Annotated in this window: 5 protein-coding genes; 3 read left to right on the top strand and 2 right to left on the bottom strand. The window is 48.8% G+C overall.

Features of this window, described 5'->3' with window-relative positions; translation table 11 throughout:
• The coding region (locus tag ACOJS8_RS17425) for a flavin monoamine oxidase family protein (RefSeq protein ID WP_420149819.1) at positions 1-991 on the top strand (991 nt) is incomplete at its 5' end.
• Positions 992-1,031: 40 nt separating this feature from the next.
• Positions 1,032-1,406, top strand: coding sequence for a RidA family protein (locus ACOJS8_RS17420; RefSeq protein WP_420149818.1), 375 nt, complete (start codon positions 1,032-1,034; stop codon positions 1,404-1,406).
• A gap of 41 nt (positions 1,407-1,447) precedes the next feature.
• Here the strand turns inward: ACOJS8_RS17420 and ACOJS8_RS17415 are convergent, their stop codons facing one another.
• Entirely contained in the window at positions 1,448-7,525 is a 6,078-nt protein-coding gene (locus tag ACOJS8_RS17415; RefSeq protein WP_420149817.1) for an alpha-2-macroglobulin family protein, read from the bottom strand.
• A 209-nt stretch (positions 7,526-7,734) separates the two neighbouring features.
• Between ACOJS8_RS17415 and ACOJS8_RS17410 the strand changes: the two genes are divergently transcribed.
• A complete protein-coding gene (locus tag ACOJS8_RS17410) occupies positions 7,735-8,316 on the top strand; it encodes a peptidylprolyl isomerase (RefSeq protein WP_420149816.1) in 582 nt (193 codons plus the stop codon).
• A gap of 29 nt (positions 8,317-8,345) precedes the next feature.
• On the opposite strand, the gene ACOJS8_RS17405 is transcribed toward ACOJS8_RS17410, so the two are convergent.
• A complete protein-coding gene (locus ACOJS8_RS17405; protein WP_420149815.1) occupies positions 8,346-11,498 on the bottom strand; it encodes a PVC-type heme-binding CxxCH protein in 3,153 nt (1,050 codons plus the stop codon).
• Positions 11,499-11,519: the final 21 nt, after the last annotated feature.

The following is an 11,519-nucleotide window of genomic DNA, read 5'->3' as shown; positions in this document are numbered from 1 at the left end:
ATTAGATAAGCTGGCAAAAACCGTTAACCTCGCCGAACCGTGGAAAACGCCTAATGCTTGTCAATTTGATTCGATGACGCTGGCAAGCTGGATGAATCAGCAGATGAACTTCAACGTAGCAAGGCGATTTTTCAAAGTTGCTGCTGAAGCCATCTGGGCTGCTGATCCCGCAGAGATTTCGCTCCTGCACGCCATGTTTTATACTAAATCGTGCCGCGATCTTGATACGCTCATGAATGTTAAAAACGGAGCGCAGGAAGAACGATTTGTGGGTGGTGCTCAAACCATTGCCGACCGTATGGCCGCTACGTTTGCCAATCAAATTATTTTCAATTCTCCGGTTAAAGCTATTTTGCAGGACGAAAGCCAAGTTAATATTGTAACAGAAACCGCAGTCTTCAAGGCTCGCCACGTCATTGTAACAGTCCCACCCGTTTTACAAAACCGTATTGATTTCCAACCGCTACTTCCCGCTCAACGGGCTCAACTTATTCAACGAATGCCAATGGGATCAGTCTGGAAATGCTACGCTATTTACGAAAAACCATTCTGGCGCAAGCAGGGGCTAAACGGCCTTGCGGCTACCCCTGACGGTCACGTAACCGTTACGTTCGACAACTCGCCTAGGGATGGAAGCCAGGGCGTCATGATGGGGTTTGTGCTGGGAAATCAGGCAAAGGAGTTTGCGATGCTATCTACAGAAAACCGGAAACGGTCCGCCATACATTCGTTTGCTACGTTCTTTGGGCCAGAAGCTCATAAACCGCTACGTTATCTCGACCATAGTTTTATGAATGAAGAATGGTCGCGCGGGTGCTACGCGGGCCTGATGGGACCCGGTGTCTGGACGACACTTGGTCCGGCTTTACGAGAGCCGATCGGACGAATTCACTGGGCAGGTACGGAGACATCAGATATATGGAATGGCTACATTGAGGGTGCTATCCGTTCAGGCGAGCGAGCAGCGAAGGAAGTAATGATGAGTGAATGATGAACATGTATTTTTCTTCCCGTATAAACCCAAACGTATAATGAACTTCATCCAAGCTCCAGATGCGCCTGTGCCGGGCGGCCATTATTCACAAGCCGTCGTTCACAACGGTTTGGTTTTTGTATCCGGTATTTTGCCAATCACGCCCGATGGAAAGAAATTGACGGACGCAACCATCGGTGAGCAAACCGCACAAATTTTAGCGAACCTTGACGCCATTTTGAAGGCTTCGGGCAGCAAACGTGAGAATGTTTTGAAAGTAAGCGTATTTGTCTCAGACATTAGTGCCTGGAGCACAGTCAATCAGCTTTATACCGACTTTTTTGGTGATCACCGACCGGCTCGTTCCATCGTACCAGTTGGACCACTTCACTATGGTTTAGCCATTGAATTAGAAGCTGTTGCAACAACGTAACACGGTCGGACTAGCGTACTGTCCGACCGTGTTACGTTGTTTTACTTAACTTTCACTCGTTCTCCGGCAGAGTGCGCTGAAAACTCAGGGGCGTAAAAGCATTGCACTGTAGCAACACCCGCTGAAAAATCGCCGGTTTGAGCCACGCGCAAATCATACTCAAAAACGTGCGTCCCGACCGGTAAATAGCTCATAAAGAAATCGGTGCTGGCATCGCGGGGCGATTCGTAATAACCCACTCCATTCTGATACTTATAACCCGATAAAGCCGCTACTGGCTCGAAACCCGATGCCCGACTATCTTTCAGGTGAACGTACTCCATAGCTCGGTCCGTCTTCAGCACTAATCGTACTTTAATCAGATCGCCGGGTTTTAAAGAAGTTTTTGACGTAATAGCCGTAATGGTTGGCCCACCTGGCGAATCACGTTGCACGTAAAGCGACTTTTGAACCGATAGCCCCGCACTACCCGGCATAACGCGATCAAGCGGCTCGAAATGCTGCCAGTATAACGCACCCCAGGCGGGTCCGTCGGTTGTTTTGGCAACTTGAATGACGCCCATTTCTGGCTTAATTTCTGAAGCAGCGTACGTTACTTTTTCATAGCCTGTAATCGCGTCGGTCTTTGTAACCCGACTTTCGATAGATTGCCCACCCAGACTAACCTGTGTGTTAACGCCTGTACCAAGCCAGTCGCTACCACGTAGTAATAGCGCATAAACAGCTTCGGTAGTTGCTTTAGTTGATGACCACGCCTGGGTTTGTTTCTGACGTAGTAGCCAGCGTTTCATATCGTCAACTTCGGCGCGAACCGGATTAATCTCGTCGAAAGCTTCAATAAGATAAGCCTGGGTTTCGATTGGCGTCTGATACCAGTAAAGACCGCTTTGGTTATCTGGCCAGTACATACCCAGCTCCTCACTTTTACGAGCCCGTTCACGCAGCGAAGCCAGAATTCCATTTGCTGATTTAGTGTCTCCAAATCGATTGAGAGCCAGGGCCGCCAGCGCCTGCCCCTGCAAACTCTGTTTCAGCCAATCCTCCGAAACGCGTTGCTTCAGATACGTTAATACGGCTTTATCTACTGGTTTTTCGATATAAAAGCTACGGGCGTACAAGTATTGAGTAGCCGTAAAATACCACGGACTAATTCCCTTGCTAGTTTTCTTTTGCTGCCCTTCCAGTTTTTTCTGCTCCTCCACCCAACGCTTCATCTCGGCGTCAACGTAGCGAATAGCATTAGCCTGCATGTCAGCGAGTTTCCCCTGCAAGTCGCTCGAAAAACGTACTCCTAGCTTCTGCAGATGCCCAAACCCACTCAGAATATGCAGGGTAATGGGCAGATTAGGCTCCATACCGCCGAACCATCGGAATCCTCCTGAAGCTGGACTGCTGCCATCGGTTTGTAACTGTTGCAGCTTTTCGAACGCCAGAAGCTGTTCTCTTTCCATTCGATTGGCGTCCAGCAATTGCCCTAATCGGGCCTGTCGTTCGGTTTCGGAGCGGGCATCCGCCAGCCAGGGCGAATTTTCTAACGCAACAGCTTTCAACTCCTCATTCGATTCGAGCGGACTTTTGGACTGATTTTTCTGCCATTCGGTAATTACCTGCTTAAAAGCCGGTCTGCTATTGACAATGTGAGCGGTCAGGCTGTTGGCATACAAACGGCTAAACAGTTGCTCAGCACACTCATACTGATAATCCATCAGATACGGCAGCGACTGCAGCGCATACCAACTCGGATTACTCGTCACTTCAACCGTTAAGCGCTCGTGCTGAACGGGTAATTCTGGATTAAGATTCGTTAATGGTTTGAGATTAAATTCTTTACGCTCCTTACCATTCACCCAGAACGGCTGCGAATCGGTAACAAGCATCCGATTGGGAAGTACAGGAATTGTAAACTCCTCGCCATCCGTAAATGCACCCGACTGAGCCGTCAGACGACAGGTTACCGTTTCGAGACCCGCCGGAACCACTAACGCCCAGCCTACTGCCTGCCCTTCCCCTGCTGCTACGTTGACCGATGTTTGCAGCGCTGTAAGGTTCAATTTCTGATTAATTGGCTCTCCTGTCAGCGCATTCAGTAACGTAAGACTTGCCGTTATGGGCAGGTTTTTTTCACTGAGGTTATTAACGCGAGCCGTTACACGGATGGTGTCGCCTTCGCGCAAAAAACGGGGCGCGTTGGCGGTAATCATCAGCTCTTTTTGGGTAATAACCTCGCGTTCCAGGGTACCCGTTTTAAGGTCTTTGGTATGCGCAAATGTTATCAATCGCCAACGGGTGAGGGCTTCCGGCATCGTAAATTTCAGGATGACCCTCCCCTGTTCGTCCGTTTTAAGATCAGGGAGAAAAAAGGCGGTTTCGTTAAAATTTCGGCGAGGGTTGATCACTGGAGATTGATTCGGAGCCGATTTTTTCTCATCGCCAGCTTCGTTTCGCTCTCCATAACCAACAGTGACAACGTCGTTCAATCCACCAGACGCATCCAGCATGGGGGAAGCCGCCATTTCCTGTTTTGCCATACTGGTTTGGGCCACGGCTCCGTATGCTTCTCGTCTGCCGCGTATGCGTATGACTACGCCCCTACCAGCTGCTAGTTGGTCGTACCGACGCGCTGGAATGGCTGGTTCAGGTTTGTAGTTATAAAAGAGTACGTTACCCGCCTGAATGCCAAAGCTACCGTAACGCCACCCATAAAAAATTGGCGAATAAGGCAGATAGATAGACGTTGGCCAATCGAGCTTGTCAAACATATCCAGCGAGGCATCATACAGTGTAGCTACCATCTCCGCAGGGGTTTTATCCAGCCCTTTCACCGTCAGCGTCCACTCTTCCCGTTCGCCCGGTTTGAGTTTGTTCCGGAACGTTTGCGTTTCAATAGTGAGCTGCTTGTTCGTCATCGGTACGGTAACGGTCTGGGATATCTGATAAACTCGACCGTTTTGAATCATAGCGAAGTGAACGGCAAAACCGCCACGCTGCTGCTCCGAAACAGGCAACGTAACACGACGAGGTTTTCCGTCCGTTTTTAGCCACTCTTCCCGAACAATTTTACGATTTTGCTCAACCGTCATCAGCACCCAACCGGGTAAACTATTTCCAACCCAGAATATAGCTTCTTCGCCCGGCTCAGCCGTCGTTTTACGAGCCTGAACCCAACCTTGCTGCCGAGAAGAAGCTGTTGGCTGTTTATCATTGACAACTGCAAAAAAGACGCGTTCTCTAGTTGTATCCCCAGTTGAGTCAGTAACCGTCAGTTCCGCTACGTATTCACCCGGATTATATTTGCTTAGATCAGGTTTAATTAGTGAGTCAGCAGGAAAAACGAAGGACTGCTGCTGTACCTGTTCACCTTTTGGCCAGGAACGCGGATCGGTTTCATTCCCGAACACATCATTAGGGAATAGCTTCCTGAATTCTTCCTTAGTTAACAATTGGCGGTCGGGTCGCTCCCACAAGCGATAACGTAGTGGCTGCGCAGGTGGCTGCAATCGGTAAACAGTTAACTGGCCTCTGGCAGACACTTTCTCTCCGGCTTGATTGGTGATACGTACTGGGAACGTAGCGGGTTTGTCATTTTCGATTTCCGCCGGGATGGATAATGTCGCCTGCAAAGCGGAATAACCAACACGTAGCGTTTGAGTCATACTACGCGTTTCTCCTGCCTTATCGGTTACATCAATTGTTACGTCAAAGTCAAAAATAGGGTTGCTTCCCCGGGATGGCTCGCGGTCAGGCGTTGCTACGAACGTAATGGAAACGTTACCTTTTGTATCGGTTTTAGCAATTCCATTGGCGATTTCAGCCTGGTTTGTATTACGTGGAACGTACCACCAGTCCCAACGTGGGCGAAGTTTTCGTACTACCCGATAGCGAACCTCTGCCCCATCAACGACAGCGCCCGAAAATGTTTTCGCTTCGGCCGCTAACGTAACAGTTTGTCCCAGTTTGTACGACTGTTTTATTGGCTTTGCTTTTACCTCAAAGGTTGGACGTTTGTATTCTTCTACCCGAACGCTCGTACTACCATACGGCGTTTGTAGATTCATCATACCAGTCAGGCGACCAACTGGTGCAGTAAAGCTCGCATTAAATGTGCCAAACTCATTGGTTTTCAGATTCTGATTGGCAATACGTTCGCCATTCTGATCCAGAAAATCGATTGTAATTGTCTGGTTGGAGACTACATTAAACAAGTTTGACTTTCCATTATAAACCAATCCTTTTACGTAAATTGATTGACCAGGACGATAAATAGCCCGATCCGTAAACAGTTTTGAATAAGTTTGAGTCCGTTCAGCATTCGGGCCATTATCCTTATAGTAATATTGTTGATCAGACAATAACGTATCGTTTCCTGCAGTGATTAGGTACTGAAAACCCGTCTGCCGGGGCAAATCTTCCGTTGGTACTTTAGCCTGGCCGTTCGTATCGGTTTTTAAAGGCTTGTATTTCTTAAGCCACGATAGATCTGCGGTACTAACCAGTGACACAGAGGCATTCCTTAGCGGTTCGCCCGTTTGCCGATTCGCCACAACAACGGTTTGATCCTCCCCAACGACGGATACAGGAGGAATCAGATAACTTAAGGTTGAGGCCGTGAAAAGGGTATATTGAGCAGTTTCGGATTTCTCCTGGAACTTACTGTCTGTTGTTGCCAACATCAAGTATTGACCAATTGGTAAACCATTTAAGGGGATCTCAACTGAATGCCGGTTTAAATCGCCATCATCAGGTAACGTAACGGTATTTTCGGCTACGTAGGCATGCTTTAACCAGTCACTGAAACGCTTCCTTTTCTGATTTTCCGTAATCCCATAACTATCACGGTACGTCTGCCACTCGGCCGTCGACAGTCGGATGATCCGGTACAAAACCTTATTAATATTCTGATAACTTACCAGCGCCCGAAATGGCTGCTGCGGCATATTAACCTGTTCAACCTGCAACAGAAGCATCGGCGACAATAAGCGATTCAGTAACTGAGCGGCTTGCTGACCAGCCATTGTTTTGGGAAACCGTTTAACCAGATCCCGACAAATGTCAGCCGCTTGCTTATGGTTCCATTTTTTCGGGTTCGTCTTCTCCGAAGCAGGCTCATTTTCATCATCAAGTGGTTGAACAGGGCCGTTGTAATTCGTCAGAAATTCGGCTAGTTGGTAGGCGTAAACGGCCTCCGCAGGTTGATTTTTATACCGGACAATCTGTTTTTCAAGCGTTTTCCGGTACAACGTATCGCGCTCAGGAAGAACACTATACCGGTGAACAAACGCCAATCGTAGTACGTCGGCATCAGTCAGTGCATCCGGGTTTGTCAAATGAAACGCCAATACCTGTTGGTAAAGCAATAACGCCTGATAGCGGCCAGACAGCGAATCCCGGCTTTGAATAGCAAGTTTCGTAAATACCTCTGGTTCAGCCAGGTAAGCGGGCTGATCTAACTCAAATCGAAAAACAGGTTTCAGCAGATCGGTTTCTGTATTCTGAAAAAAGCCGATAGCCCGGTGCGCCAGAAGGTCGTAGAGCGTTGGCCGAAGTGGACGTGTTTCCGGATCGCCTTTTTCCAACAAGACATCGTACGCACCAATTGGTGTCTTCTGCAATAATTCTTTCGGCTTTAGCGAGGTCAGATACGAATTGGTGATGGCATCAATAAGTTGCCGGGCATCCCAGGTCGTAAAATCAGTGGCTACGTATGCTGATTTCGTCGCTTCTGCATTGACAGTAGCCCGGTTATAGAGTTTGTGCCGATTCTGCTGAAAATACTGCCAGTATACATCTCCCAGCACAGACTGCAATACAGCCTTCGCCGGTTCGGGGGTTACGGTGATGTCGGTCTGCAGGGAACGTATCACTTCTTTGTAGGCGTCTTCATCCGACGCTGTTCGGTAAATAGTACGCGCTATGGCCGCTTTAGCAAGCTGAGGGTAATTTTTCTGCGCTTTAGCTTCGGTATAAATGCGGTTGGCGATATCCAGCGCCGATTTTGGTAAGCCTTTAGCAGCCACTGAGTCGGCTCGTTTCCAGTCACGAGCGTAATCGGGTTGGGGCTTGTTTTGAGCAGAAGCGGCCAAGGTAAATAGTACGAAAAAAACGGTTAGTAACGAATGCATAGCCTGTCGTAAATCAATCGTTGGGATAGATGAGAATAAGGTAGTTTTTCCACAACGTTCGTTACTATGACTCTGGTTTGTGAGTAAGGGTTTAACAGGAAGCAGAAGGTGATGTATCAAGAACCTGATAAAGTGCTTGTTCCTTTCAGAAAACAATTAATTTCCAGCTTCTTCGCTATTTTTAGCAAGATTCATCATTCGTTACCAATATGCCACCTATTTTACTGCTTACTACGTATCTGCTTATTTTTCTAAGTCCGCCCAAAAACGAGAAAACGTATCCGATTGGGCAGATCAAGACGGATAAAGGAGAAATTCTTTTCTGGCTATACGACGAAACACCTAATCATAAGTCCAGTTTTATGAAGCTGGCCAACGAAGGTTACTGGGATACACTTACCTTCAACCGGGTTATCAACAATTTTGTCGCTCAGGGAGGTTGCCCTGATACACCGGCTGGCTTTGCCGACTCGCCTTATTTACTCAAACCCGAGTTCAGGCCGAACATCCGGCACGTATACGGAGCCGTAGGCGCTGGCCGGGACAATAATCCCCAAATGCTTTCTGCTGGCTGCCAGTTCTACATTGTTCAGAACAAGAAAGGCGAGCACCGGCTCGACAATAAATTTACCGTTTTCGGGCAGGTTTTCAAGGGAATGGACGTAGTGGATGCCATCGTTGCCGTCAAAACCGATTCTACCGACACCCCCCTTACGCCCATCAAACTGGATGTGAATGTGCTTAATCTTACAGCCGTTGAATTAAAAAAACAGGGCTACTCGATTAAGTAGCCCTGAATATGTTCCAATAAATAAAACGGTTATTGCTTCAACAAAAACGCCGTCAGATCGGCCAACTGCTGCTGACTCAGTCCTAATTGAGCGGGGTCGGGCATAAGGCTGTTTTTATACTGCCTGCGCGATGAAATCTGATCAACAGGGATCGTATGTTTAATTCCCTTAATTCCTTTTACGGTTACGGCCTGATCGCCGTCGCTTACCAGAAACCCGTAATACATTTGCCCTTTCTTGGTCGTGATCATGTACGGTTCATAACCAAATGCAATACCTGCACTCGGATAAAGAATAGCTTCCAGTAGGCCACTCTTGTCGAATTTCTGGTGAATCTTGCTTAGGTCGGGGCCAATGTCTTCTCCCTGCTGACTGTGGCGGTGACACGTAGCACAATTTGTTTTAAAAATGTTCCGACCGTTACGTTCATCGCCCTTAAGCATCGCAATCTGAGCAATTGCTGAATTTGTAGTATTTACATCGACAGTGGCTGACGTTTTTGCAGGAGCTGTTTCTGAAACAACTGGCGTAGATTGCGCCTGTACAGGAACTGTAGAAACAGGCGGGGTTTTTACTGGCTCTTTTTCTACCGTGGGCGTCTGATTAGATTCAGCCGGAACAGCCGCTACCGAGGCTGAAGACGTAGCAGTCGAAGTCGTTTCGGTTTGTGTTGGGCGTTTCCAGGGAAAATACTCCTTACCCATTGTCCGTACGGTCTGATCTTTATTGGTCCGAATACCGGGTCCGGCAGCTTTGATCAAATCTTCGGAAAGCTTTTGTTCAGCCGCTAAACCAATGAGAATTTTCGCACCCTCCACGTCCTTCGACATTTCTGTAGCTATCTTACGTTTTTCAGCGTCCGTTTTGGATTCATCGAGCAGTTCACTACGTTTAGAAAGCATTTTTTGTTCTTCGGTAGAAACCGTAGTGGGCCTGACATCCTCCCAGTTCATCACCTTGGCCCAATCGTTACCTCGTCGGAAATCAACCCAGTACGTTGCTAAATCCGCTACGTCCTTGTCCGACGATTTGGTCAGGTCAAGCATAGCTTTTGCGGCTGGCTGGGTTTTGATAAACGCCAGCGACGTAATGGCCTGCTTTCGGGCATCCGGAGCAAGTGCCTGGCTACCAGCCCGTTTTTTCAGCATCGATACGGCTGATGCCGGATGCAATTCCCAAATCAGATTAGCCGTCCGCTGGTCCCACTTTGTTGGGTCATCGGGTAAGGTTAAGTCAGCGAACAGATTATTTTCTTTGCCATCAGCGGCTTCGCCAAGGGCATCTAAATACCAGCGATCCTGTCCATCATACCCATTGACCAGGTTCAATAGCATAACCCGACACTCATCGTACGGAATATCACGTAGCGCCACTGCCACCTCCCGACGAACAGCCGAATTTCGGTCGAGTGACAGGTTTCCCAGCAATGGCCGTAAGGCTTCCTGCGAGGCTGTAAGCCCTGGGTTCGATTTATTATTTTCGGGCGTAATGCTTCGGATTGCCCGGATTGCCGTAATTCGGGTCATTGGATCGTCGGCTTTCAGGAGTCGCTCTACTTCAAACTGACCTTCGCCCCCTAGCTGAACCAACAGAAAAATAGCTCTGGCCCGATGGTACGGATTCGGCGACGACAGAAGCGCCAGTACAGGTTCAATCGCCTTTTCGCCCTGTTCACGTAGTGCCTCAAAGCCCAGCATTCGCACATTTACTGCCGGACTGAGCAGGGCGGCAATCTGGCCTTGCGTGCTACGTAAATCAATCTTGGGCGCTTTGAGATTTTTACCCTTCGGTGTGATCCGATAGATACGTCCGAAGCCCTGCTTATCCTGCATCTGGTGGCCCCCAACAATTGGATCGTACCAGTCGGCAATGTAAATAGCGCCGTCGGTACCTACCGCTACGTCGCTCGGACGAAACCATTTCCGGCTGTCCTTTTCGACATCATTCCATTTGTAATTTTCATCAACTTTGGGAAACGTACTAACGAAATCGATCCGTGGCATTCGATAACCTGCGCCTGCCAATTCCGGCTTATAGCCGAAAATTACGTTACGTCCCGCTTCAGCGCTCAGCAACATTCCCCGATACGTTAAGCCAAGCTCATCGCCCTCATAAACGACCATACCTGTTGGCGAACCCGCGCCCGTAAGATCGCCAACGGGCATTACGCCGGGGTCTTCCTGATGCCAGTGCGCCGTAGGAATTGGCTGACCCGGCCGCTGATCACCTTTCCAGTTGCGGGTGCCGTCGGCGCTGAAGTATCCGGCGTTTCCTCCTTCCATCACCCAACTGGTACGGCAGGCCATCACTTCATCGTCGTTGTCGTTCTGCCACATATTACCGTACGAATCAACGGCGGTTTCGTAATTGTTTCGGAAGTTATGGGCCATCACTTTCAGGTTGGAACCGTCGGGATTGATACGTAGCGCCAGTCCTCCAACCCATACGCGGCCATCGTCACTTACCTGATTGCCATGATTGATTTTGTTGTAGGGCGTTCCACCAACGTACATGCTTCCCGAACGTAATGTCCAGCCGTCTTTGTCGCTTACTACGTGCGGGCCAGCGTTGCCGGTATTGAAATAATACTTTCCGTCCGGACCAGCGACAACCGAATGAAGCGAATGGTCGTGGTCCATACCCCCAAAACCCGAAAGCATGACTTCTTTTTTGTCCGGCTTATCGTCGCCATTTTCATCGGTGTACACCACAATATTCGGGGCAGCCGATACAATCACTTTATTTCCGATGACGGCAATTCCCAGCGGAGAGACAATATCCGGATCGGTCACAAACACCTTATTGTTGTCGGCTTTGCCATCGCCATCTGTATCTTCCAGAATCACAATTCGCTCACCTTCCGGATGGTCGAGCCTTCCTTCCGCTTTGTTGTTGAACTTGCGATAGTTGACCGCTTCAGTAACCCAGATTCGGCCTTTGGCATCAACGTCCATGTTTGTTGGATTATAAAACATGGGAGATTCAGCCCAAAGCGTCGCTTCCAGGTCGTCGGGGAGATACAACTTGCTACCGTCATCGCTGCGCGTTATTCCAGGCTGCTTTGTTAACTCTGCTGCTACGTTGCTCCACTGTTGAGGCTGAATCGTTTGCCCCGTTAGGTATAAAAGCCCAACTGTTGTCAGCGCAAAAGGCAACGGGCTCAGAGAGAAAATTTTCTTCATTTTTTAAATTCCAGCTTTCAG

The organism is Spirosoma sp., from assembly GCF_048594605.1.
Lineage (GTDB): Bacteria > Bacteroidota > Bacteroidia > Cytophagales > Spirosomataceae > Spirosoma.
This window is presented reverse-complemented; position numbering and strand designations above follow the sequence as displayed.

What these genes read in the sequence shown, in the direction of transcription:
- ACOJS8_RS17405 (WP_420149815.1), bottom strand. Translation starts at nt 11,498, where the DNA reads ATGAAGAAAATTTTCTCTCTGAGCCCGTTGCCTTTTGCGCTGACAACA.
- ACOJS8_RS17415 (WP_420149817.1), bottom strand. Translation starts at nt 7,525, where the DNA reads ATGCATTCGTTACTAACCGTTTTTTTCGTACTATTTACCTTGGCCGCT.
- ACOJS8_RS17410 (WP_420149816.1), top strand. Translation starts at nt 7,735, where the DNA reads ATGCCACCTATTTTACTGCTTACTACGTATCTGCTTATTTTTCTAAGT.
- ACOJS8_RS17420 (WP_420149818.1), top strand. Translation starts at nt 1,032, where the DNA reads ATGAACTTCATCCAAGCTCCAGATGCGCCTGTGCCGGGCGGCCATTAT.